At 44.5% G+C, this 24,365-nt stretch carries 20 protein-coding genes and 1 pseudogene; 10 read left to right on the top strand and 11 right to left on the bottom strand.

The window, feature by feature from the left end; all coding sequences use genetic code 11:
* The first annotated feature begins 41 nt into the window (after positions 1–41).
* Entirely contained in the window at positions 42–1,817 is a 1,776-nt protein-coding gene (gene phaC, locus P4S59_RS18940) for a class I poly(R)-hydroxyalkanoic acid synthase (RefSeq protein ID WP_005398277.1), read from the top strand.
* 203 nt (positions 1,818–2,020) lie between these two features.
* On the opposite strand, the gene P4S59_RS18945 is transcribed toward phaC, so the two are convergent.
* From P4S59_RS18945 to napF, 6 genes are all read right to left on the bottom strand, one after another.
* Positions 2,021–2,155 carry a TIGR02808 family protein gene (locus P4S59_RS18945; protein ID WP_005373546.1) on the bottom strand — a complete coding sequence of 45 codons (135 nt, stop codon included), beginning with the start codon at positions 2,153–2,155 and terminating at the stop codon, positions 2,021–2,023.
* Positions 2,156–2,166: 11 nt separating this feature from the next.
* Positions 2,167–2,745, bottom strand: a complete 579-nt coding sequence (locus P4S59_RS18950; RefSeq protein ID WP_005398274.1) for a NapC/NirT family cytochrome c — start codon at positions 2,743–2,745, stop codon at positions 2,167–2,169.
* 28 nt (positions 2,746–2,773) lie between these two features.
* Positions 2,774–3,229 (bottom strand): nitrate reductase cytochrome c-type subunit, encoded by a 456-nt coding sequence (locus tag P4S59_RS18955; RefSeq protein WP_031780699.1) that lies wholly within the window; start codon positions 3,227–3,229, stop codon positions 2,774–2,776.
* Positions 3,230–3,307: 78 nt separating this feature from the next.
* Positions 3,308–5,797, bottom strand: a complete 2,490-nt coding sequence (gene napA, locus P4S59_RS18960) for a periplasmic nitrate reductase subunit alpha (RefSeq protein ID WP_006741149.1) — start codon at positions 5,795–5,797, stop codon at positions 3,308–3,310.
* Entirely contained in the window at positions 5,794–6,102 is a 309-nt protein-coding gene (locus P4S59_RS18965) for a chaperone NapD (RefSeq protein ID WP_005398456.1), read from the bottom strand. The genes napA and P4S59_RS18965 overlap by 4 nt, the downstream gene beginning before the upstream one ends.
* Positions 6,103–6,144: 42 nt before the next feature.
* The gene (gene napF / locus P4S59_RS18970; RefSeq protein ID WP_005398455.1) at positions 6,145–6,630 is read right to left on the bottom strand and encodes a ferredoxin-type protein NapF; all 486 of its coding nucleotides are present in this window, start codon (positions 6,628–6,630) and stop codon (positions 6,145–6,147) included.
* Positions 6,631–6,877: 247 nt separating this feature from the next.
* Between napF and narQ the strand changes: the two genes are divergently transcribed.
* Positions 6,878–8,614 (top strand): nitrate/nitrite two-component system sensor histidine kinase NarQ, encoded by a 1,737-nt coding sequence (gene narQ, locus P4S59_RS18975; protein ID WP_337168857.1) that lies wholly within the window; start codon positions 6,878–6,880, stop codon positions 8,612–8,614.
* A complete protein-coding gene (locus P4S59_RS18980; protein ID WP_005398453.1) occupies positions 8,601–9,233 on the top strand; it encodes a response regulator in 633 nt (210 codons plus the stop codon). Before narQ ends, P4S59_RS18980 begins: the two co-directional genes overlap by 14 nt.
* 89 nt (positions 9,234–9,322) lie before the next feature.
* Here P4S59_RS18980 and P4S59_RS18985 read toward each other — a convergent pair whose 3' ends face one another.
* A complete protein-coding gene (locus tag P4S59_RS18985) occupies positions 9,323–9,496 on the bottom strand; it encodes a hypothetical protein (RefSeq protein WP_005373524.1) in 174 nt (57 codons plus the stop codon).
* Between the two features lie 262 nt (positions 9,497–9,758).
* On the opposite strand from P4S59_RS18985, the gene P4S59_RS18990 reads away from it, so the two are divergent.
* Positions 9,759–10,622, top strand: a complete 864-nt coding sequence (locus P4S59_RS18990) for a DUF6279 family lipoprotein (RefSeq protein ID WP_337168858.1) — start codon at positions 9,759–9,761, stop codon at positions 10,620–10,622.
* Positions 10,623–10,792: 170 nt separating this feature from the next.
* Positions 10,793–12,031, top strand: coding sequence for a peptidase T (gene pepT, locus P4S59_RS18995; protein ID WP_253651003.1), 1,239 nt, complete (start codon positions 10,793–10,795; stop codon positions 12,029–12,031).
* 79 nt (positions 12,032–12,110) lie between these two features.
* On the opposite strand, the pseudogene P4S59_RS19000 reads toward pepT, so the two are convergent.
* A pseudogene (locus P4S59_RS19000) lies at positions 12,111–12,574 on the bottom strand (dCMP deaminase family protein).
* A 417-nt stretch (positions 12,575–12,991) separates the two neighbouring features.
* Between P4S59_RS19000 and vmeY the strand changes: the two are divergent.
* Entirely contained in the window at positions 12,992–14,119 is a 1,128-nt protein-coding gene (gene vmeY, locus P4S59_RS19005; protein ID WP_134645504.1) for a multidrug efflux RND transporter periplasmic adaptor subunit VmeY, read from the top strand.
* Positions 14,120–14,127: 8 nt separating this feature from the next.
* Positions 14,128–17,280 (top strand): multidrug efflux RND transporter permease subunit VmeZ, encoded by a 3,153-nt coding sequence (gene vmeZ, locus P4S59_RS19010; protein WP_046875892.1) that lies wholly within the window; start codon positions 14,128–14,130, stop codon positions 17,278–17,280.
* Between the two features lie 90 nt (positions 17,281–17,370).
* Here vmeZ and P4S59_RS19015 read toward each other — a convergent pair whose 3' ends face one another.
* Together P4S59_RS19015 and arfB are read right to left on the bottom strand one after the other, a co-directional pair.
* Positions 17,371–19,140, bottom strand: coding sequence for a methyl-accepting chemotaxis protein (locus tag P4S59_RS19015; RefSeq protein WP_337168859.1), 1,770 nt, complete (start codon positions 19,138–19,140; stop codon positions 17,371–17,373).
* 101 nt (positions 19,141–19,241) lie between these two features.
* Positions 19,242–19,655: an alternative ribosome rescue aminoacyl-tRNA hydrolase ArfB gene (gene arfB, locus P4S59_RS19020; RefSeq protein ID WP_005396137.1), complete on the bottom strand. Its 414-nt coding sequence runs from the start codon at positions 19,653–19,655 to the stop codon at positions 19,242–19,244.
* Positions 19,656–19,731: 76 nt separating this feature from the next.
* Here arfB and P4S59_RS19025 point away from each other — a divergent pair, with 76 nt between their 5' ends.
* Entirely contained in the window at positions 19,732–20,334 is a 603-nt protein-coding gene (locus P4S59_RS19025; protein WP_031780520.1) for a beta-phosphoglucomutase family hydrolase, read from the top strand.
* Between the two features lie 87 nt (positions 20,335–20,421).
* Here the strand turns inward: P4S59_RS19025 and P4S59_RS19030 are convergent, their stop codons facing one another.
* On the bottom strand, positions 20,422–21,414 hold the full coding sequence (locus P4S59_RS19030) for an OmpA family protein (protein WP_005396135.1): 993 nt from the start codon (positions 21,412–21,414) through the stop codon (positions 20,422–20,424).
* Positions 21,415–21,874: 460 nt separating this feature from the next.
* Between P4S59_RS19030 and aroG the strand changes: the two genes are divergently transcribed.
* A complete protein-coding gene (gene aroG / locus P4S59_RS19035; protein ID WP_012842357.1) occupies positions 21,875–22,927 on the top strand; it encodes a 3-deoxy-7-phosphoheptulonate synthase AroG in 1,053 nt (350 codons plus the stop codon).
* A 142-nt stretch (positions 22,928–23,069) separates the two neighbouring features.
* Positions 23,070–24,242 carry an MFS transporter gene (locus P4S59_RS19040; protein WP_046875894.1) on the top strand — a complete coding sequence of 391 codons (1,173 nt, stop codon included), beginning with the start codon at positions 23,070–23,072 and terminating at the stop codon, positions 24,240–24,242.
* The last annotated feature ends 123 nt before the right edge of the window (positions 24,243–24,365 follow it).

Consider the following 24,365-nt stretch of genomic DNA (forward strand, 5'->3'; position numbering starts at 1 on the left):
ATTTGGGCGGCGTTGTTTTTTCCGAATATAGGAGTAAGACTATGTTTCAGCACTTCTTTTCGGACTATCTTGTACAGCTTCAACAAACCAATCAACAGTGGTGGCATGATTTCGAAGTGAACAAGGCAGTCGTGAACTCTCCTTTAAATAAGGCCATGCAAGAAGTGAACTTGGAAGACACTGCCAAACTCTTCGAACAAGCTGTAAATCAACCTGCTGCGATCTTAAAACTGCAAGCAGAATGGTGGGAACAGCAGCTACAAATTTGGCAGAATGTCGCGTTGGCGGGTAACCAAAAACAGGTCATTGAAGCAGAAAAAGGGGACAAGCGTTTTTCTAATGAAGCGTGGCAAAATGAGGTGATGTATAGCTTCATTAAGCAATCCTACCTGTTATTCAGCAAGACTTATTTAGATACAATTGAGTCACTCGAAGGTTTGGATGAAAAATCTAAAGAGCGAATACTTTTCTTTTCCCGTCAAGCCATCAATGCACTTTCCCCTTCGAATTTCATCGCGACGAATCCAGAACTCTTGAAACTGACACTTGAGCAAAACGGTCAAAACCTTCTGGCTGGCTTAGAGCAGTTAAAAGAAGACGTTGAGTCCAGCGCGGACATTTTGAAAATTCGTATGACGAATAACAATGCATTCCGCGTGGGTGATGACGTGGCGACCACTCCGGGCGATGTGGTTTTTCAAAACGAATTGTTTGAGTTGATTCAATATCGACCTCTAACAGAGAAAGTGAACGCGACGCCACTGCTCATCGTTCCTCCTTTCATTAATAAATACTACATCCTTGACTTAACAGCGAAGAACTCAATGGTTCGATGGTTGCTAGAGCAGGGACATAGCGTATTTATGATGTCTTGGCGCAACCCAGGCAAGGCGCAAGCGCATGTAGAGTTTGGTGACTATGTGACAGAAGGCGTCGTCAAAGCTGTCGCGGCAATTGAAGATATAACGGGCCAAGAGCAAATCAACGCGGCTGGTTACTGTATCGGTGGTACGGTTCTGGCGAGCACGGTTGCGTACTATGCGGCAAAACGTATGAAGAAGCGTATTAAATCAGCGACTTTCTTCACCACATTGCTCGACTTTTCTCAGCCAGGCGAAGTTGGCGCGTACATCAATGACACCATTGTGAGTGCAATTGAGGCGCAAAACAACGCAAAAGGGTATATGGACGGTCGTTCATTAAGCGTCACATTCAGCTTACTGCGTGAAAACAGCCTGTACTGGAACTACTATGTCGACAACTACTTGAAGGGCAACAGCCCAGTCGATTTTGACTTGTTGTACTGGAATAGTGACAGTACCAACGTGAGTGCTGCCTCCCATAACTTCTTGCTTCGTGAGCTCTATTTAGAGAATAAGCTAGTGCAAGACAAAGGCGTCAAAATTGGTGGGGTATGGATTGACCTAAACAAGATCAAAATTCCTAGCTATTTTGTATCAACGAAAGAAGACCATATAGCGTTATGGCAGGGAACTTATCGTGGTGCCCTGAACACTGGTGGCAACAAAACGTTTGTTCTCGGTGAGTCGGGTCATATTGCGGGTATCGTGAACCCTCCAGCGAAAAATAAGTATGGTTATTGGTTGAACGATACTTTGGATGATTCGGCTGACGAGTGGTTGAATAATGCCGAGCACAAAGAGGGATCGTGGTGGACACATTGGAATGAATGGCTACTTCAATTCAATCCAAAAGAGCAAGTCGAACCATTCCCTATTGGCTCGGAAGACCACCCAGCAATCGATGAAGCTCCAGGGCAATACGTCAAGCAGGTTCTGCCAGTAAAAGAGTCTTAAACAACTCCCTATAGCAGTAAATTTTAGCGACCTTTATGGTCGCTTTTTTTGGTCGTTACTGGCCACCTCATTATACCGATTGAATATATGTATCGGTTGAGGACATTTTGGGCCGAAAGTGACGGTGAATAAAAAAGCGCCGAGTAGATACTCAGCGCTTAGTGTCAACAAATAGGCAAGTTGACGGGTAGAGGTGCGTTACGTTACACCTCTTTATCCTTACCAAATGACAGCAGCCAGAGAGAGATTGCTGCTACTGCCACAAAGCCGGAAAGAATAATCACAGGCATGGCGCTATAGCCAAGGATATGCCAAATTACAGATTCTAAAGTACTCATGGGAAGTCTCCTTAGTGCCAGCCTTCAACGCCGCTCATGTCCGGTAGTTTGTGCGCGATGCCTTTGTGACAATCTACGCAGGTTTTCTCTCCAGAAGCTAGCGCAGTAGAGTGCTGCTCCGCTGCTCGTGAGCCTTGTTGAGAGTAATCCATGTAATCAAACTCGTGACAGTTACGACACTCAAGAGAGTCATTCTTTTTCATTCGCGCCCACTCTCGCTCAGCAAGGTGTCCTCGACGCTCTTGGAACTTCTCTGGTGTATCGATAGTACGCAGAACATAGTGAGCGAATAGCTCTTTGGATGCTTGTACTTTACGAACGATCTTATCTGTCCATTCATGAGGAACGTGACAGTCTGAGCAGATGGCACGAACACCAGAACGGTTAGAGTAGTGAATTGTTTCTTGAATTTCAGCAACGATTGGTGCGTGACAGCCAGAACAGAACTCTTCTGTGTTGGTTGCCTCCATACCTGTGTTGAATGCGCCCCAAAATAAAAGACCGCCTGCAAAACCTAAGAACAAAACCACACCAGCGGCAGCTTTACTTGGGTTCTTCAGTCTTTTCCAAAACGCTTTAAGTATTTTCATAAATAACCTCTTCGTACTCGCGTTTCAATTACTGAAGCGAATCAACTGCCTCGAACTTGTTTTCCACTAGTGGCTTAGCATTAGTTTGTGGCACGTGGCATTGCAAACAGAAGTAACGACGAGGAGACATATCCGCCAATACAGCATCTTCTCGGTTTACATAGTGCGTTACGCTAATTTTAGTCGCGCCTGACTCTTTTGCATTTTTCCAGCTGTGGCACGCAAGACACTTGTTAGCATTTAACGATACTTCGTAGTGACGGATGCTGTGTGGGATCAACGGTGGTTGATAAACAAAGCTATCTTCAACAATCTGGTCTTTAGGGAAGTCCTTGAACTCATCTGCTGGGCGTGTGTCTTCCAATTGAGACATTCCACGTAGAGACTCTAGACCACCAATGCCACCTGGATTATCTAACTCAGCTTGCGCAATGCCTGTCACTAAAGCACCTACAGATAAAAGTGCGACAAGTAATTTTTTCATCATTTCATCTCCGCCTTTATGGCTTAAATTCTTTATTAGGCCGCCATAGTGACGGCCGTAGCATTCGGTATCTGAAGGTTAAGCAATCTTAGTGATTTTGACTGGACACTTCTTAAAGTCTGTCTGTTTAGACAGTGGGTCAGTCGCATCTAGGATGAGCTTGTTAATCAAAATACGTGCATCAAAGAACGGTACGAATACCAAACCTTTTGGCGGACGGTTACGACCGCGAGTTTCAACACGAACGCGTACTTCGCCGCGTTTGTTTGCCATGAGTACTTCTTCACCACGACGAACGTTACGCGCTTTTGCGTCCTCAGGGTGCATGTAACACACTGCGTCTGGTACTGCTTTGTATAGCTCAGGTACACGACGAGTCATGGTGCCTGTGTGCCAATGTTCAAGAACACGGCCAGTACATAGCCACATATCAAACTCATCGTTTGGCACTTCTGGTGGCGCTTCATATGGTGCAGAGATAATCTTCGCCTTGCCGTCAGCATTGCCGTAGAAATCCCAACCAGAACCTTCTTTTGCGTATGGATCAGAACCTTCTTTAAAGCGCCATTGTGTTTCCTTACCATCAACAACTGGCCAACGTAGACCACGCACTTCATGGTAACGGTCGTATGGTGCTAAATCATGCCCGTGACCACGGCCAAACGTTGCGTATTCCTCAAACAGACCTTTTTGAACATAGAAACCGAAGTGGTGGGCATCGTCATTCAATTCGCGAGCTTCTTCGATAGGGAACTTGTCGACATTACCATTGCGGTATAGTACATCGTACATGGTTTTACCACGGTACTGAGGCGCTTTCGCTAGAAGCTCTTCAGGCCACACTTCTTCCATTTTGAAGCGTTTCGAGAACTCCATTAGCTGCCACAGGTCGGATTTTGCCTGACCGACCGTGCCCACTTGTTGGTACCAAGCTTGAGTACGACGCTCTGCGTTACCGTAAGCACCTTCTTTCTCAATCCACATTGCTGTTGGAAGAATAAGGTCTGCTGCTTGCGCTGTTGCCGTCGGGTATGGGTCAGACACAACGATGAAGTTTTCTGGGTTGCGGTAACCTGGAAGACGTTCTGTGTTGATGTTTGGACCTGCTTGCATGTTGTTGTTACATTGAACCCAGTAACAGTTCAGAACGCCGTCATTCAGCATACGGTCTTGCAATACGGCGTGGAAGCCAGGTTTTGGTGGAATCGTCCCTTCTGGCAGTTTCCAGATGTCTTCCGCAATCTTACGGTGTTTCGGGTTAGCTACTACCATGTCTGCAGGTAGACGGTGAGCGAAAGTACCAACCTCACGAGCGGTACCACACGCAGATGGTTGACCCGTTAGTGAGAATGGGCTGTTACCCGGAGTCGAGATCTTACCGGTTAGTAGGTGGATGTTGTAAACCAAGTTATTCATCCACACGCCACGAGTATGTTGGTTCATACCCATCGTCCATAGAGACATCACTTTCGTATTTGGATTGGCGTATTGCTTCGCAAGCTCGATAAGCTTCTCTTTTTCAACACCAGAGATTTCAGAGGCTTTCTCAGCTGTGTAAGGTGCAACAGACTTTTTGTACTCTTCGAAAGAGATAGACGTTAGTTTGCCTGAGTTAGGATTCTTCGCTGCTTTTTGTAGCGGATCATCGTCACGTAGGCCGTAACCGATGTCGGTATCTGCTTGAGTGAAGTTAGTGTGCTTGTTCACGAAGTCCCAGTTTACCGCATCGTTTTCGATGATGTAGTTCGCGATGAAGTTAGCAATCGCTAGGTCAGACTGTGGATTAAAAATGTAGCCGTGATCTGCCAACTCAAATGAACGGTGGTAGTAAGTAGAAAGCACGTTCACTTTAACGTGAGGGTGACTTAGGCGACGGTCAGTAATACGAGTCCATAGAACAGGGTGCATCTCTGCCATGTTCGAGCCCCATAGAACGAATGCGTCTGCGTTCTCAAAGTCATCGTAACAACCCATCGGCTCATCGATACCGAATGCGCGCATAAAGCCAACTACAGCAGAAGCCATACAGTGACGAGCGTTTGGATCAATGTTGTTTGAACGGAAGCCCGCTTTCATTAGCTTTGACGCAGCGTAGCCTTCCATTACTGTCCATTGGCCTGAGCCAAACATACCTACGCTTGTTGGACCTTTTTTCTCGAGGGAAGCTTTCCATTTCTCAGCCATGATGTCGAAAGCGTCATCCCAAGAGATAGGTGTAAATTCACCGTCTTTGTGGAATTTGCCATCTTTCATTCTCAGCATCGGCTGGGTCAGACGGTCTTGACCGTACATGATCTTAGAAAGGAAGTAGCCTTTAATACAGTTTAGGCCTTTGTTTACTGGTGCTTCTGGGTCACCCTGTGTTGCTACCACTTTACCATTTTGAGTACCAACAAGAACAGAGCAGCCTGTACCACAGAAACGACAAGGTGCTTTGTCCCATGTGATTTTGGTTTGATCAGAGCTTGCAATCAGGTTGGCTGCAGATGCTGGTAGTGTCACACCTGCGACAGCAGCAGCTGATGCAGCCGCGTTTGCTTTCACAAACGCACGTCTTGTCATTTTCATACTTCACCCTCGATTTGGGAATGTTGTGTTCCAGTGTCTTCTTCATCCGTTTCTTCAAGCCCAGTTTCGATTTGGTGATAAACCAATACCGTGCTCAAGACATTCGGTAAATTGTTGATGGCATCGATAGTGTCTGTGATAAAACCTTGGTTTTCGGTTTCAAGCACGACGATAATCTTGCCTTCTGGACTGTCACCATAGATTTCCGCATTTTCATGTGCTTCGATCTGTTGTTTGATTTCGTCCAGATGTTCTGGCAGTACGTGTACTACCAAACTTGAAATATGCACTTCATTTAGTGACATATAGCTCTCTCATTTATTGCCTTTTGGCCGACGACATACGGCTTAGGCTGTTATATTGCTCACATTGATGGATGAAGTCGGGCACACTGAAACACAGGCGCCGCAGCCGTTACACTCATCAAGGTCTAAATTGGGTTGTGCTACTTTCCCCAGCTCTAATTTGAACTGAATTGCCATCGGGTCGCACATATCCCCACAGCTTCGGCATTCGACATTTTGTTTTGCTAAGCAGCTATCGTTGATGCTTGCTTTCGCTTGCCAAGGTTGCTCTGTTTTTGGCAAGAAAAGGGGCTCAGGACAGGCGTCTGCACACTGATAACAAAATGTGCATTCATCAATAGAAAAATCGACCGAAGGGAATCCGCCATCACTTTTAGTTATAATCTTTGTTTCGCAGGCCTCAATGCATTTACCGCAGCGAGTGCAATCGTCCGTAAACTGTTCTGGCTTGGTTAACCAAGGCAAACGTACGGCGTTGTCGGGGTGCGCTTTTCTTGCAAAGAGTCTTCTTCTGGAAAGGTCTACCACTTAGTCACCTCGAAACTTGGAACCCAAACTAAGCATAGTCCACAATTTTCATTAATAAACTGTCATTTAAACTAACGAAATTGTAGTTTTTGACATATTTGTATAAATACCTCTTAGGAGGTAAATGGGATGCAATATTGTTTTGGATCAATAAATTCCGTCGCAGGTGATCACATATTGATAAAGTTGAAAGGTAATGGGTTCATTGCACGTACAAATAGGGTTGTTAATGGGCGAGGAACTCAGATTGTTTAAAAATGTGAAAAAGTCAGTGACGCGCACGATTGCGTCCGCGATGCTTCTTATTTTGCTGCTTTCAGTTGCTACGACTGGTTTTGCAATTTTTACGTTAGCGTCAAGCTTGAATGATGCAGAAGCCGTCAATGTTGCTGGCTCAATGCGAATGCAAAGTTATCGTTTGGCACATGATATTCAGATTAAATCTGTTGATTACTCTTCACATATTGACGCATTTGAACATTCGATATACTCACCTTCCATGAAAGCACTCCAGCATTGGTCAGTGCCAGAAGACATTACTCATGATTACTACCGTCTTATTATGAGATGGCATGAGCTCAAGTCGGTGTTGAGAGGAGACAACCCGGCGGAGTACCAACTCCTAGTGGCTGGTTTTGTAAAGCAGATCGATGAGTTTGTATTTAAGCTGCAAAGCTTTTCGGAGCAAAAGCTGATTAACTTAGCTTGGATTGGCGGGTTAGGGTTAGGCGGTATCCTTTGTGTCAGTATGTTTGTTGTCCATTTTGTGCGCCTCGAAGTTGTACGGCCTTTGCGTGCTTTAGTTTTTGCTAGCGAGCAAATTAAGAATCGCTCATTTAATATATCGCTTGATGTATCCAGCGATAATGAAATGGGGATCCTGACTCGAACCTTTAATCGGATGGCGACGGACCTTGGTAAGTTATATCGAGGGCTAGAACAAGCGGTTGATGAAAAAACGCGTAAATTACAGCATGCGAATCAGTCTTTAGAAGTATTGTATGACTCGTCGAAAGAGTTAACGGCTTCGCGTATTAATCAGGATAACTTCCAAGCCATATTGCAACATATTGCAAGTCTTGAAGGCATTAAAGCGGTCAAACTTGAAATAGAGCAATTGGGAGAACCGAGTTGGATATTGATGGAAGGGGAAGAGTGCTGCCACGACTGTGATGAAGATTGCCATAGTAAGGCTCTAACGTTAGACGGTGAGCACTTAGGCTATTTGTATTGGAAGGCCGGGTTACCTTGTCCGAATGAGGCACTGATTGACAACTTTGTGCAGATTTTATCGCGTGCCGTGTATTACAATCGAGCCCAACGCCAAGCAGAACAAATCCTACTGATGGAAGAGCGAGCCACCATTGCTCGGGAACTGCATGATTCATTAGCTCAAGCACTCTCTTATTTAAAAATTCAGGTCGCTTTATTAAAGAGAAGCGTAAAGAATTTGCCTGATGAAAAAGCGATAGCTCAGGCGAATCAAGTCATTGCCGAGTTGGATACGGGCTTATCTGCTGCTTATACTCAACTACGTGAATTACTGACGACGTTTCGTCTTACGATTAAAGAGGGCAGTTTTGGCCAAGCATTGCAAGAGATGGTCGAAACGCTCAACGAACAAACCGTCGCTGACATTACGTTAAAAAATAGACTTTCTTCAACTGAACTGGATGCACACCAGCAGGTTCATTTACTACAGTTGATAAGAGAAGCGGCAATTAATGCCATCAAGCATGCGCAAGCAGATAATATTCACATTCAATGTCTTGATAATGATGGAAAAGTCACAGTAACCGTTACCGATGATGGAATAGGCTTTGAACATCAAGACGAAAAATTAAATCATTACGGTATGAGTATCATGCAAGAGCGAGCCGCTAGGCTGCATGCCGATCTTCACATTGAAGCATCGATCAACAAAGGCTGTACCGTAAAACTAGAATTCCAACATAGTAAGGAAGTAAACAGTGACAGTGTGTAAAGTAATGCTGGTGGATGATCATCCACTCATGCGACGAGGTATTCACCAACTTTTAAGCTTTGAGCCTGAGTTTGAAGTCGTTGCAGAAGCAAGTAATGGCGCAGATGCGGTAGCAAAAGCGCATGAGCTGGAACTGGATCTTGTACTTCTTGATCTCAATATGAAAGGCATGTCAGGCCTCGATACCTTACAAGCGCTACGTGCTGATGGTTGTGAAGCTCGAATTGTTATCTTAACCGTATCGGATAGTCCTGCTGACATAGAAGCAATAGTTCGAAGTGGCGCAGATGGCTATTTATTGAAAGATACTGAGCCTGATGAGCTGGTTGAGTTGCTAAAACAAGCGCATCAAGGCGACAAAGCTTACAGCCAAGAAGTTTCTAAGTATTTGAGTGAGCGTTCAGGACAAGAGGACGTTTTTGATACGCTGACGGATCGCGAAACGCAGATCTTAAGAGAGGTGGCAAGAGGTTTCCGCAACAAGCAGATTGCCGATCGTCTTTTTATTTCTGAATCAACGGTTAAAGTGCATATGAAGAGTTTACTTAAAAAGCTTCAAGTTCCTTCTCGTACCGCGGCAACGGTTCTTTATCTTGAGCGCTTTGGCGACATCAAATAATACAGTTGAAGAACAGTTAAAAACTACTAATAGAATCAATTGTTTAGCGTGATTTTAATAATAAAAAAACCGCCTTTAAGGCGGTTTTTTTATTTGTCTGGGCGAATAGAGTACAAGTCACTATTGTGCTTACCGCACTCTAAATAGTACTGATAAGCCACTTTTTTGCTTTCAGCAATGACTCTCATGCAGTGCATTTTCCCCTGTTCAAAATATCGAATCTCATATTCTACACTGGTATCAAGTTGCTCAGCGGCTGCCATACTTCGCCTCCATAAACCATCCAAAAAACATCCATGCAAATTATATGCCGTTATAGGGAGCGTCGTTCGGTGCATTTTTTTAGCCGATAATTGCGCCCTAACTCACTTTTTTGCGGATAGCTGTGATCAAAAAGTTAATTTCAAACTCTATATATTATTAAGGTGGCAATCAATATTTGTCACACTGGTGTAAGTTTGCCGCAATATTAAGTGATACAAGTTGAGTATAGAACTTAATCAATAGAAAAGGGAATACGAATAAGTGACTAAATTACAGGGTGTATCTAATAAGGTGCTTGGTTATGGCCTTCTATTTTGTTTCGTATTTCTTCTTGCCGGATGTACGAAGAAGTTTCTATACAGCAATATCGATTGGTTCGTTATCGATTACATAGAGGATTATGTTTCTCTGCAAGGTGAACAAGAAGTCCTAGTGGAAGAACGCTTATTATTGTTAGCAGAATGGCATAAGAAAGAAGAATTACCGTTATATATCGATCATTTAAAAGAGCTTGAGAGATTAAAAGTGAGCGATATCACCCTAAATTATTTGCAGGAAAATCGAGATAGAGTGCGAGCGCATTACGATAGAGTAGTAAGCAAAGCGGCACCAGACCTTTTTGCTTTGAGTTTACAGTTAACGAAAGATCAAGAACGGGAATTTCTGAGTAATGTACAAGAGCATTATCAAGAGCGAAACGCAAAATATGCGGATAAAACGGAAGATGAAATACGTGAAATTATTCTAGATAACACAGAAGAATGGATGGAAGAGTGGTTGGGAAGTCTATCAGAAAGTCAGCGCCAATTAGCTCAAACGTTTTCTCAACAAGTCACTCTTAACAGTCCTTTATGGAGAGGTTATCGAGCAACGATATATCAAGAGCTCGAATATCTGTTCGACAACAAGTCCAATGCTGTCACTTATCAGGATATATTTATGCGCCTGTTGTTCGAGCCAGAGAGCTATTACAGTGAGCAGCTTTCTAAAAATATTGATTCTAACTTTGTGCTGGTCGATCAACTGACATTAGATATTTCTCAATCTATGACCGATAAACAATGGCGTCATTTTCGCGGTAAGGTAAAAGAGTGGCGAGTACTAGCTGAGGAATTATTAGATTAGATTCATGCTTCAATTGACGAGGGGATGTGCCGTAGCCTTTCTTATGAAAAAATGATTCAAAGCAAATTCTTATTGAGCTAAGAGCGTAACATAGCTTGAGGTTTGATGAGGTAAGGTCAGCTTATTGATGGTTGATAAAGCCTCATCGTATAAAAACAATGAGAATAAATATGAAACATTTAGTTGAAAGATTTCTTCGCTACGTCACGTTCGATACCCAATCAAATCCACATGTTACGCTTTGCCCAAGCTCGCCTGGTCAGCTTGTGTTTGCTGAGTTGCTTAAGAAAGAGATGATCGAACTTGGCTTAAGTGATGTGACATTAGATAAAAATGGCTACTTGATGGCTAGACTGCCAGCTAACGTTGATTATGAGGTGCCGCCTATAGGCTTTATTGCCCATATGGATACCGCGCCTGACGCCTCAGGAAAAAACGTAAAACCGCAATTTATTGAAGATTACCAAGGCGGCGATATTGCGCTAGGGTTGGGGGATGAAGTGTTATCTCCGGTGCAATATCCAGATTTACATCATCTACATGGCCACAATCTTATCACTACCGATGGCACTACATTACTTGGCGCGGATAACAAAGCTGGTATTGCTGAGATTCTCTCTGCAGTCGCGCTGTTACTAGAAAATCCAGACATTCCACACGGCGACATTTGTATCGGCTTTACACCAGATGAAGAGATTGGCCGGGGCGCAGATTTATTTGATGTTGAAAAGTTTGGCGCGAAATGGGCATACACTATTGATGGTGGCCCGCAAGGTGAACTGGAATACGAAAACTTTAATGCGGCAAACGCCGATGTGATTTTTCATGGTGTTAGCGTTCATCCAGGTACCGCAAAAGGCAAAATGGTCAATGCGATGAACTTGGCTGCGAAATTTCAAGTTCAAATGCCCCAAGATCAAACTCCGGAAACAACCGAAGGCTACGAAGGGTTCTTCCATTTAAAATCGGCAGAAATGGGCGTGGCGCGAAGCGAGCTTGGTTACATTATCCGAGACTTTGATCGTCAGGGCCTTGAAGAGCGAAAAGCCTTTATGCAGAAACTCGTTGATGACATGAACGCGGGCTTACGTCATGGTTCTGTAGAACTGAAAATAACAGACAGCTATTACAATATGAGAGAAATGGTTGAGCCTTACCCGCATATCATTGAGTTAGCGAAGCAAGCGATGGAAGCGTGTGATGTTGAACCGATTATAAAACCTATTCGTGGTGGTACAGATGGCGCACGTTTATCTTTTATGGGGTTGCCGTGCCCGAATATCTTCACTGGTGGTTTTAACTTCCATGGGATTCATGAGTTTATTTCGGTTGAAATGATGGAGAAGTCAGTGCTTGTCATCGTCAAAATTGCTGAACTCACCGCGAAAAAAACACGGTTAACAGACTAGGTCGAGCGGTTCTTGTCGATTGAATGGGGGAAAATAGCCCAGAGTCATCTGGGCTATTTTTAAATTCAAAAACGAAACATTAACGTACGTCTTTGTCTTCAATTTCAATGTCTTCTAGTGGTAGCCAGTCGACTTTCACACCCGCTTGATCGAACATGTCTTGGCTGACTTGGATTTTATCTCCCAGCGAGATAGAAAGTCTTCAGATTGCTCAGGGCAGTGCACGTGTGAGATCCCTGTTTGAATGATCTTTGCCGCGCAGTTAGGACATGGAAAATGCGTCACCCAAATATCACATCCGTCTAAGTCACGTTTTGAGAACAAAATTGCGTTCTCTTCTGCATGTAGTGTTTTTAGATATTTCAACTCGCGTTCATCGGTATCGACACTGTCAGAAACACCGTGCGGGTAGCCATTAAATCCAACAGATACAATGCGATTCTGTTTAGTGATAACTGCACCGACTTGTGTTGATGGGTCCTTACTCCATGACGCCACTAGTTCTGCCATCTGGTAAAAGCGTTTTGCCCATTTAGAAATCATAGTCATCCTCTCTGTCGAAGGCGTTGAATTAATTGAATGATAACCCATTTATATTAAAAAAATAGTCAAAATCGGGGTCTTGAGTATGAAGGCGTCATTTTTTGTCTTTTTAACCATAAAACGTTCTTATCTTGAGCACCGAATCTCACTTTCCGTCTTTATACGATATCTCACTTAGTGTTTCCTGGCGCCTCTAAATGCACGATGCCTGAGAGTGTATATCAAATAGTTATGATTGAGCTGCTTGTGTATTGTTCGTTAAATATCACTGTTAACTAAATTACTTTATTTTCTTTTTGTTTCTCATGTTTACATTTAGAAACATTTTGGGGGCTTTTGAGTGAAGTTTTCAGTTGCAGCAAGGAGTAAGGTTGATGGGAATTCAACAATATCCTGTTCTATAAAGACGGTAAATACATGCAAAAGAAACCACTTGTCGCACTAATGGCGGCTACAGCAATCCTCGCTGGATGCGGGGAAGCTAATAATGCCCAAAGGGAAGGCCAAGCGCCTCTCGTAGTGACTCAGGATGTCACGGTTATCGACTACCAACCGAGCAAGTCTTATATCGGTCGCATTGAAGCAGTAGAAGATACCAATATTACCGCGCAGATTTCTGGCTATTTAAAAGCTCGTCACTTTGAAGAGGGGCAAATGGTAGAAAAAGGACAGCTTCTTTATTCTATCGAGCCATCTTCTTTTGAAGCACAAGTCGCGAGCGCTAAAGCGGCACTTGCACAAGCAAAAGCCGCGCTAAAAAAAGCGGAACTAGACCACACCCGAGGTAAAAACTTGTTGCCTCGCGGTAGTATCTCTCAATCTGAGTTTGACGCCTTAACTGCGGCACTTCTTGGTGCGAAAGCCGAGCTAGAAGCAGCAAACGCTCAGCTTAAGCTTGCTGAAGTTAACCTTTCTTATACTCAAATCCGAGCTCCGTTCAGCGGTCGTATTAGCGATACCAAAGTGAGTACCGGTGATCTTGTCTCCCCTTCATCTGGCGTGCTGACGACATTGGTGAGTTTAGACCCAGTGCATACTTCATTTAGTGTGAGTGAGCGCGAGCGCTTAGCCATGGGTATGGATCAAGTCAAAGGCGACGGCTCAGCAGAATCAAACAGAGTTGAAGTTCAGCTTGAGCTGGAAAATGGTCAGTTTTTTGAGCATCTCGGTAAGCTCGATTTCTTAGGTAATCGTATTGACACCAAAACTGGTACGATTGCAATGCGTGCGCTAGTGCCAAACCCAGAGCAGAAGTTACTTCCGGGTCAGCACATCAAAGTGAACTTGAGAGATAAGAACACGAAAGACGTTATTGTTATCCCACGACGTGCCGTACAGACTGACTTAGAAGGTGACTTTGTGATGGTGATGGCTGAGGGAAGTGTGGCAGAGCGTCGTAACGTCGAGCTTGGACCTCAGGTTGAACAAGGCATTATCATTCGAGAAGGCCTCGATCAGGAAGATACGGTTATTACACAGGGCCTACAGCGTGTGCGTAATGGTGTAGAAGTGCGCATTCAAACACCTGCTGAAGATAAGCAGTAGGGGGCACTATGTTAAGTCGTTTCTTTATTCAGAGACCTAAATTCGCGCTGGTTATTTCGATCATATTAACGCTAGCAGGCGCGATCTCACTAGCGATTTTGCCAGTGGCGGAGTACCCACAGATAAGTCCGCCATCAGTCAGTGTTTCGGCATACTACACCGGTGCGAGTGCGGAAGTTGTCGAGCAGGCCATTGCGGACCCCATAGAGACGTCGGTCAATGGCGTTGAGGACATGATCTACATGTCTTCAAAGAGCGCGAACGATGGCTCATACAGCCTAAATGTCACGTTCGATGTCGGAACCGATCCAGACATGGCGCAAGTAAACGTGCAAAACCGTGTGTCACAGATCGAGTCAAAACTGCCTCAAGAAGTGCGCATGGTTGGTGTGACGGTGAAAAAACGCTCACCTGACTTGCTGATGGTCCTTAACTTCTATTCGCCTGATGGCAAATACGACGATCAGTTCTTGATTAACTACATTAACTTGAATGTAAAAGATCAGCTGGCTCGTGCGAAAGGCATCAGTGAAGTTAACGTGATTGGTGGTGGCGAATACGCAATGCGTGTTTGGTTAGATCCGGAAAAAATGGCCAACCTTAAGCTAACCACGTCAGACGTATACGCCGCTTTGGCTGAACAAAACGTTCAAGTTGCGGCAGGGCGTGTTGGTGCAGCACCATACAACAATCCTCAAGAAGTTCAGTTTAACCTTGTGACCAAAGGTCGCTTGGAAAGCGTGAGCGAGTTTGAGAACGTTGTCCTTCGAGCTAATCCAAATGGTTCCACGGTTTATCTGAAAGATGTCGCTCGTGTCGAACTAGGTAAAAAGTTCTACGATGGTAACGGTAAATTCCGTGGTCAGGACGCGTCAATTGTTGCATTGTCTCTTCAATCGGATGCGAACGCGTTAGAAAGTGGTCAGGCCGTCATGGAGCTGCTTGAGGACTTGAGTAAAAACTTCCCTGAGGGCATGGCGTATGAGACCAGCTACGATACAACCGTGTTCGTATCTGAATCGATCAAAGGGGTAGTCAAAACACTGATTGAAGCGATTCTATTGGTGATTGCTGTAACTTACTTGTTTTTGGGGAGTGCGCGCGCAACTTTGATTCCTGTTGTTGCGATCCCCGTTTCTCTGATTGGTACGTTTGCCATCATGCAGGCGACGGGCTTCACCATCAATACGGTCACTTTGTTTGGCTTGATCCTCGCGATTGGTATCGTGGTGGACGATGCGATTCTGGTTATCGAAAACGTCGATACCACCATGGCGAAAGACCCAACCATTTCACCGCGTAAAGCGACATTGCTAGCGATGAAAGAAGTAACGGGCCCAATCATCACGTCGACCTTGGTTTTACTTGCGGTATTCATACCAGTCGCGATGCTGCCGGGTATCACCGGTATCATGTATCGCCAGTTCGCTTTGACCATCTGTATTTCGGTTGTGATCTCATCCATCAACGCATTGACGCTGTCTCCAGCACTTTGTTCTTTGGTATTGAAGCAGGGTGGGGGCAACACTGCTAACTGGTTCCAGGCTTTCAACCGCGGCTTAGAGCGTATCACAACGCGTTATGGTCAGGTCGCTGGTTTCTTGGTGAAGAAATCTTTGCTACTCGTGACGTTCTTTATAGTCGCTATCGCGGCGGTCACTTTCTTTGCGAAAACCACCTCAACAGCGTTTGTTCCTCAAGAAGATAAAGGCATTTTGCTGGTTAACGTTCAGCTACCAGATTCAGCATCTTTATCTCGTACTGAAGAAGTCACCAATGATTTAATGAACATGATTGGTGAAGAGCCTGGTGTGGATGGCGTGACGGTTGCGAACGGTTACTCGTTTATGACAGGCGCAGCAGCATCAAACGGTGCATCTGTGTTTATCAAACTGCATGACTGGGATACTCGTAACTCGTTGCAAGGGGAACACTCTGCCAATGCCATCGCGGCGCGTATTAATGGCCGAGCGGCGACAGAGTTGCCTCAAGCGGTTGTGTTTGCGATGGGACCTCCGGCGGTTCCTGGTATGGGCGCTGCGTCTGGTTTTGAGTTTGTGCTTGAAGATACGCTAGGGCGAAGCCGTACCGATTTGTCGATGGTCATGGGAGAAATGATCCAAGCGGCCAACCAAGCCCCTGAAATTGCCTACACGTTTAGTACGTTCCGCGCGAATGTCCCGCACTACTACGTTGATATCGACCGTGAGAAAGCACAGCAGTTGGGTATTTCACTGTCGTCTATTTTCCAAACCTTGCAAGGCAACTTAGGTTCGCTTTATGTGAATGACTTCACCATGTTTGGTAAGAACTTCCGCGTAACCATGCAAGCTGATAGCCAGCACCGTAGCAGCATGGAAGATCTAGAGCGTTTCCATGTTCGTTCTTCGAACGGTGATATGGTTCCGCTAAGTACGCTAGTGAGCTACGAGCAAGTGTTTGAGCCTGATGTGGCATGGCGTTACAACATGTACCGCAGTGCTATCATTCAAGGCCAACCAGCTCCGGGCTACTCTAGTGGTGATGCGATTGCCGCAATGGAACGCGTTGCTGCAGAGGTTCTTCCGCAGGGCTACACGTACGAATGGACAGGTATGGCTTACCAGGAAGTACTTGCGGGTAACCAAGCCATTTATGCGTTTGCACTGGCTTTGATCTTCATTTACTTGTTCATGGTGGCACAATATGAGAGCTGGAGTATTCCATTAGCCATCATTTTGGTGGTGCCAGTAGCAACGTTAGGCTCCTTCTTAGCGTTGAACCTGACTGGGACACCACTTAACTTGTATGCGCAAATTGGCCTTGTCTTGCTCATAGCCTTGGCGGCGAAAAACGCAATTTTGATTGTGGAGTTCGCCAAGCAAGAACGTGAAGAAAAAGATGCTGATATCGATAGTGCAGCGGTTAAAGGAGGCACGTTACGTTTCCGCGCTGTGAATATGACATCTTGGTCGTTTATCCTGGGTATCTTCCCGCTGATCTTCGCCGCAGGTGCAGGGCACGTGAGCCAAAACTCGCTCGGCGTGTCGCTGATTGGTGGTCTATTGTGTGTGCTTCTAGCAGGTACATTCTTGATCCCTGGCTTCTACGCTCTGGTGCAAAGACAGCGTGAGAAAGTTCATGGCGGCAACACCAAGCTGGTTCCTCTTGATGATGAGTAATCACACCCGCTGTGTACAGTAGAGCACGAAGTTAAAGTCGAAAAAAGCCCGAAGCAATGATTGCCTCGGGCTTTTTATTTGTAGGGAAGGTTATTTTAGCGCGGTTTTAAATTGTGCAACTGCTTCGTCCATATCATGAGCTTGAGCAGAAACAGAGTTCACTTCGTGCAAGCATTCCTGAGCGGATTGCATGTTGTTTTCAGATATCGCGTTAAGCTCGGTGATTGAGCCACTAACCTGGTTCATCACGATACCTTGCTCTTCAATCGCAGAAGCAATGCGCTCCGAATTGCCCTGAATTGCATGCATGTCAGTGATGATCTGCTGCAGGCTAGAATCAAGTTTTTCAGAGGCATTAAGCGTTTGTTGTCCTTGATCGTTACATTGATCAATATCCGCCACGACCGTCGACATTTGAGCTTGAATATCAACAACAACTCGCGTGATTTCCTCGGTAGATTGATGAGTTCGGCTAGCTAGGGCTCGTACTTCATCGGCAACAACGGCGAAGCCACGACCTTGTTCGCCCGCTCGCGCGGCTTCAATTGCTGCATTGAGAGCCAGTAAGTTAGTTTGTTCCGCAATTTCTTGGATGATGTTCACCGCACCACCAATTTTATCTACATGCTGGTTCAACGAGCCAATCGACTGCTGACTGTTCGATAAAATACTGGTCAATTGACCAATGTTGGTTACAGTAGTTTCAACAACACTTCGGCCTTGTTCGGCATTATTCGCGGCTTGATGTACACCCTCTACCGCAACCGACGTGCTTTCCGATATTTCACCTATCGTTGCCACCATTTGCTGAACCGCAGTAGCCATCGATGCAGTGTGGTCAGTTTGAGTATGGAACTGCTCCATAACCCCTTCTAGCTCACGATGCATATTATCGGTACTGGCCGTTAACTGCGCCGATTTTTCTTGGGTGCCACTAATTAACTGCTCAAGCTTATCCAACAGATCATTGAGGTGGTGGCTGATATCAAATAGCTCATCTTTGCCTTTCAAGTCAGAGCGCAGTCCCATGTTGTTTGTTTCGCTAATGCTTCGAATGGTGCCAAGCAAGCTGTTTACTCGTGTATTGATTGAGCGAGAGATCTGCCAAATCAATGCGAAAATAACACCTAAGATCAGAGCAGTAATGACCTGGTTGATGGTCGACATTTGCTCATTACGCTTTGCAGCAGCAGAGCTAAGGGCTGTCGAAAAGGTTTCAAATTGCTCTTCTACTGCATGAGATAATGCGCGAGTTTCACCAAGTAGGCCTTGGTCGTAAGCTACCCCTACAACTTGTTTTTGTGCCGCTACTAGCTTACCTGTTTTGATGAGCTCCGGAGCATATAGCCCAACAAGCAAATCACTATTGAATTGACCTGATTTGACCGCAGAGTCAAAACGAACCAACGCCAGCAATTGCTGGTGGTCGGAGCGTTGCTTGGCTTCTAACAGTGCTTGCTCGTAACCAGCAAGAAGGCCACTCTTTGCATCAAGTCCGTAGCGTTGGTAAGCACTGACCAGATTCTGAAAGCCCTTTTGGTATGCAAGGAGGTCTTGCTTGAATCGCTGACTAGAAGGTAATTCATTGCTCGTGAGTATGCTCGCAAGCTCTTTTTCGGTATTTAGAAACTTATCAACATTCGCATCAAATTTGTTTAAGTATTTGTCATTACTACGCAGTAAGAAATCTTTCTCGTTTCTGCGTAAGTTGAGTAAACGTATTTCTAGATCGCCAACGAGTTTGATGGCGTGGTTAAGTTCATTGCTCTTATTGGCGAAATGGGATGACGTACCCAAAAGGGCCACGATGCCTAAAATGGCGATAACTCCGAGGAAGTAGAGTTTTTGCCTAATAGTCATATTGTTGTTTCCTGAATAAGTAACTAAAAAGAGAAATCCAATGAGATTTCCCAAGGGCTAGCAAACGTTGTTCAACTAACATGTCGAGAAAACGACATGCATTAATACAGCACTTTCTTACGTTGCTGCTTTTTCGCTCCATGCTTGTTCTTGGTATCAAGTCTTCGGCGTTGAGAAGCGCGGGTTGGTTTCGTTTTAATACGCTTCTTCTCCTGTAAGGCGGCAGCTTTAATTAAAGCTTGAAGCCGATTCAGGGCGTCTTCCTTATTTTGTTCTTGCGTGCGAAATTGTTGCGCTTTGATGATGATCACGCCATCTTTAGTTATACGACTGTCAGAAAGAGCAAGTAATCGTTCTTTGTAGAAGTCAGGTAAGCTGGAATGTCGGATATCAAAGCGTAAATGTATAGCGGACGCTACCTTGTTAACGTTCTGGCCACCATTTCCTTGAGCTCTAATTGGGGATAATTGAATTTCCCACTCTTGAATTGTGACGGAGTTCGAAATTTTGAGCATGATAAGTAAATGCCGGTAAGGACGATTGAAAGAGCTGATAAATTAACATCACAGATGTACAAATAGAAGAAAAGACATGAGCACGATTGATTTTAGGCCCTATGAGGGATTCATATTTGATATGGATGGTACTTTAATAGATACCATGCCAGCCCATTTGGCTGCTTGGCAAGCAACCGCAGATCGCTTTGATTTTCCGTTTTGTCAGGAGTGGTTTCACAGTTTAGGGGGCATGCCGAGCTTTAAAATTGTTGAGGAGCTAAACCGTGTGCATGAGCTTTCATTAGACCCTAAAACCGTCGCTACATTTAAAATGGAAACGTTCGCTGCTATGGAGCTGCACGGGGACGTTATTCCGTGCACTAATATCGTGTTAGAAGAATATTTGGGCCACAAGAAAATAGCGGTCGGAACTGGCAGTCAACGAGAAAGTGCCATGCGCTTGTTGAGCCACTCCGGTTTATTGGACAAGTTGGATGTTGTGGTAACAGCAAGTGATGTAGAGAACCATAAGCCTTTTCCGGATACTTTTTTGGTGGCGGCCGAGCATCTTGGGTTGGAAGCGTCACAATGTCTTGTATTCGAGGATACCGAGCTAGGTAAACGAGCGGCGCATGCAGCGGGTATGGATTGCGTTATGGTGCAAGATAACGAGTTAATCTTTTTTCCAAAACCATAGTAAAAAGAGCGATAAAGCGAGATCAAAATGGGGTGCAAACGCACCCCATTAACTTTTACAACATCATAGATAAAGTATCATAAATGTTTATTCAGGTTGAACTAGCTCTTGGTATTCAAACGAAGGAACCACAACCTCTACGCGACGGTTTTTCTCACGACCTTCACGAGTGCTGTTGTCAGCAACTGGGTTTTCTTCACCCATGCCTTTCACAGTTAAACGATCTGAGTCAATGCCTGCAGCAGTTAGGTAATCCGCAACAGATTGAGCACGACGCTCAGACAGTTTTTGGTTGTAAGTCGCAGGACCAGAGCTATCCGTGTAGCCAGTGATCTCTACTTGAGCTTGAGGGTATTCGTTCAAGAATGATACGAAGTTGTCTAGACGCTCCGAAACAGAGTCTGTTAGCTTAGCACTGTCGAATTCAAACGTACCTGTACCGTACTCTTCTTTGTGCACTTTGCTCATCATCACTGGTTCTGGATCTGGCTCAACCACTTCTTCTGTTACAACTGCCGCAACCACTGGCGCAGCCGCAAATTTGTAGTTAAAGCCGATACCGAAGAAGTTAGCGTCCATGTCGTCCCATACGTCATCAGACAGGTCTTGATAGCGTTGATATTCTGCGCGTACGCTCCAGTTTCTGTCGATAGTGTATTCAGCACCTAGCGAGCCAGTTGGAACGAAATCTTTTTCGTCATCAGACATCATGTAAGCACCACCGATCTTAGCGAATAAGTTCCAAGATTCGTTCAAGTGCCAGTTAAATTTAGGTGCGAGAGTTAAAGCCGTTAAATTGCCGTCGATCGTATTAACTGTATTAGCCCCTGACTTAAAGTTAGCTTTGTAATCGCCTAAGAAGTCGACACCATACTCTAGCCCGATGATATCGGTGAAGTCATAACCGATATGTAGTCCAGCACCAAAAGCTTCATCATCACAAGGGCTATTTAGATAGCAAGCATCGTCAAGTGTAGTCATGCCTACTTTGCCCCCGATATACATTTCAGCCTGAGCAGAGTTTAAAAGCGCGCTACTACCAGCTACCACTGCTGCTACTGCAATTGCTACTTTGTTCATAATGTTTCCTTGTATTGATTGCATATTAACTTCTACTTCGTTTTATCAAAAAATTAGAAAAAACCAGCGTTTATAAGAAATTAGTTTAATATTCTAATCATTTCATATCAAGCAACAATATCTTTGAACTTGATCAACATTTAATAACCAATAACACCTCACAAACTTCTGATATTTCTTACATTGTAGTAAAGATTTTTGGGGTCATAAGAAAATTGATGATTATTTTGAACTTTTTTCGTAAAGTTTATTTTACATTGTGCGCGGTAGTTAACAGGTGGTTTTTATTTGCATTTATTTGCAAAAACTGATTGCAAGTCTACGCCTAAGCCGATAAGTTACTTAAACGCTAGACAGAAAATGACCAGAGCCCTTGATGCTGCTCGCTTTGTGAACAATGTTGCAATGAGTTCAGTTGGCAAAAAATTGGGTCGGAAATAAAAACCAGGAAGTAGAAGTAATGTTTCAAACTGATGATGTAAGAATAAATAGAGTAAAAGAGTTATTGCCACCTGTAGCAGTATTAGAGAAGTTCCCAGCGACTGAAACCGCTTCTTCGACCACTTTTGATTGCCGTAATGCCATTCACAATATTCTTGAAGGAAAAGATGACCGATTACTTGTAATTGTTGGCCCGTGTTCCATTCACGATCCTGCTGCTGCGGTTGAATATGGTAAAAAGCTAAAAGTATTACGTGATGAACTTGGTGAACAACTAGAAGTTGTGATGCGAGTTTATTTTGAGAAACCGCGTACAACGGTAGGATGGAAAGGTCTGATCAACGATCCTTACCTGAATGATACCTACAAGCTGAATGATGGTCTGCGTATTGGACGTAAGCTTCTTCTTGATCTTACCGATATGGGCTTGCCAACCGCGAGTGAATTCCTAGATATGATTACGCCTCAGTACGTGGCGGATCTGATCAGTTGGGGTGCTATCGGTGCTCGTACGACAGAATCTCAGGTTCACCGTGAGCTTGCTTCTGGTCTTTCTTGTCCTGTTGGGTTTAAAAATGGTACAGACGGGAACATTAAGATCGCGAGCGATGCGATTCGTTCTGCAAGTGCTTCTCACCACTTCTTATCAGTAACAAAATACGGTCATTCTGCGATCGTAGAAACCGCTGGCAATCCTGATTGCCATATCATTCTCCGTGGTGGTAAAGAGCCAAACTACAGTGCAGCGCATGTTGCTCAAATTAAAAACGAGTTAGACGGCGCAGGGCTACCGAAAAAAGTGATGATTGATTTTAGCCACGCTAACAGCTCGAAGCAGTTCAAACGTCAAATGTTGGTATCTGATGACGTATCAGAGCAAATCGCTGGTGGCGAAGAAGCAATTTTTGGTGTGATGATTGAGTCTCATTTAGTTGAAGGTCGCCAAGACCTAGTAGATGGCAAAGCGGCCACTTATGGTCAGTCGATTACCGATGCATGTATCGGTTGGGAAGATACGGAAACCGTACTTCGTCAGCTTTCAGATGCAGTAAAAGCGCGCCGTAACAAATAAGCTCAACAGAAAGAACTTTTTTAAAGAGCCAGAGGCATTGTGCTTCTGGCTCTTTTTTATTGAGAATTACTCGCATCTCTTTCTATTGTTTCTGCTTTCCTATATGTTATCTGTATGCGCTGTAACCAAAAGGAATTTGGAATTGAATCGTAATGTATGGCTATTATCCCTTTGCCAAGCCCTATTAATGACAGGGAATATTTTACTCATATCTGTTATTGCCCTTATTGGCAAAACACTTGCGCCGTCATCAAGTTTTATTACGTTGCCCGTTGCGCTGCAATTTTTAGGACTGATGGCTGCGACGATCCCAGCATCACTAATTATGGGCAAGTTGGGACGTCGACTTGGGTTTAGTCTCGGTAATGTTATTGGCATTTTGGGTGCCAGCCTAGCGACGTATGCGTTAAGTCAACAGAACTTCTATCTATTCTGTGTTTCTACCTTTTTGCTCGGTGTTGGTATTGGCTTCGGTACGCTATACAGATTTGCTGCTATTGAAGTGTGTGAAGAGTCGGCAAGACACAGGGCGATTTCGATATCTATGGCGGGAGGGGTACTCGCGGCGATACTTGGCCCTAATTTGGCGGTGTATTCACAGCAATGGTCAGATGATGGTTTGTACATTAGTGCTTTTGCCGTGCTTATTGGACTTTATATAACTGCGTTGATCGTGCTGCAAACGATTCGTTTTCCACCAGCACACACGCAAGTTCTACATACTAAAGCGGATAAAGTGGGGCATATTATCCGTCGACCTAATTTCATGCTAGCGGTTATCGCCGCAATGGTCGCGTATGCGGTGATGAACATTTTAATGACAGCAACGCCTCTGGCGATGATTGGTTGTGGCTTTGATTTTGACAAAGCGGCAGGAGTGATCGAATGGCATGTGCTGGGCATGTTTGCACCGGCGTTTGTCACGGGACGCTTGATAGAGCGGTTTGGTGCGAAGAATATGATTTTAGCCGGTGGATTGCTATTTGTTGCTTGTATTGGAATTAACATACACGGAGTGTCCATTTGGCACTTTAGTCTTGCTCTAGTTCTGTTAGGCGTTGGTTGGAACTTTATGTTTATCGCGGCAACTGGGTTATTTAGTCAAAGCTATGAAGCGAAAAACAGGAGCAAGGCTCAAGCGTTTAATGAATTCTTCGTGTTCAGTTGTGTCACTATCACTGCATTACTATCTGGCTGGCTTGAATCCACCGTAGGTTGGCAAAACCTTAATTTGTACGTTCTTCCTTTTGTGTTACTCGTCATCGTGATGTTTGCTTTGAAAACGAACAAAGAAACGGAATCCCAAACTGCTTGATTAGATCTTCTATACATAGCCCGGCATAACGTGTCGGGTTTTGTTTATTAGCTCAACTCCACAACTTCTTCTTTATATTTTTATTGATAATGTGAATTCCCACACTAAAAATGTCGATTTGAT

Origin of the sequence: Vibrio sp. M60_M70, from assembly GCF_037162085.1 — a bacterium.
Lineage (GTDB): Bacteria > Pseudomonadota > Gammaproteobacteria > Enterobacterales > Vibrionaceae > Vibrio > Vibrio diabolicus.

Coding starts and splice junctions, on each gene's coding strand:
- vmeZ (WP_046875892.1), top strand. CDS start 14,128: ATGTTAAGTCGTTTCTTTATTCAGAGACCTAAATTCGCGCTGGTTATT.
- P4S59_RS19015 (WP_337168859.1), bottom strand. CDS start 19,140: ATGACTATTAGGCAAAAACTCTACTTCCTCGGAGTTATCGCCATTTTA.
- P4S59_RS19025 (WP_031780520.1), top strand. CDS start 19,732: ATGAGCACGATTGATTTTAGGCCCTATGAGGGATTCATATTTGATATG.
- aroG (WP_012842357.1), top strand. CDS start 21,875: ATGTTTCAAACTGATGATGTAAGAATAAATAGAGTAAAAGAGTTATTG.
- P4S59_RS18955 (WP_031780699.1), bottom strand. CDS start 3,229: ATGAAAAAATTACTTGTCGCACTTTTATCTGTAGGTGCTTTAGTGACA.
- P4S59_RS18965 (WP_005398456.1), bottom strand. CDS start 6,102: ATGTCACTAAATGAAGTGCATATTTCAAGTTTGGTAGTACACGTACTG.
- P4S59_RS18945 (WP_005373546.1), bottom strand. CDS start 2,155: ATGAGTACTTTAGAATCTGTAATTTGGCATATCCTTGGCTATAGCGCC.
- P4S59_RS18950 (WP_005398274.1), bottom strand. CDS start 2,745: ATGAAAATACTTAAAGCGTTTTGGAAAAGACTGAAGAACCCAAGTAAA.
- P4S59_RS18985 (WP_005373524.1), bottom strand. CDS start 9,496: ATGGCAGCCGCTGAGCAACTTGATACCAGTGTAGAATATGAGATTCGA.
- P4S59_RS19030 (WP_005396135.1), bottom strand. CDS start 21,414: ATGAACAAAGTAGCAATTGCAGTAGCAGCAGTGGTAGCTGGTAGTAGC.
- phaC (WP_005398277.1), top strand. CDS start 42: ATGTTTCAGCACTTCTTTTCGGACTATCTTGTACAGCTTCAACAAACC.
- pepT (WP_253651003.1), top strand. CDS start 10,793: ATGAAACATTTAGTTGAAAGATTTCTTCGCTACGTCACGTTCGATACC.
- vmeY (WP_134645504.1), top strand. CDS start 12,992: ATGCAAAAGAAACCACTTGTCGCACTAATGGCGGCTACAGCAATCCTC.
- arfB (WP_005396137.1), bottom strand. CDS start 19,655: ATGCTCAAAATTTCGAACTCCGTCACAATTCAAGAGTGGGAAATTCAA.
- napA (WP_006741149.1), bottom strand. CDS start 5,797: ATGAAAATGACAAGACGTGCGTTTGTGAAAGCAAACGCGGCTGCATCA.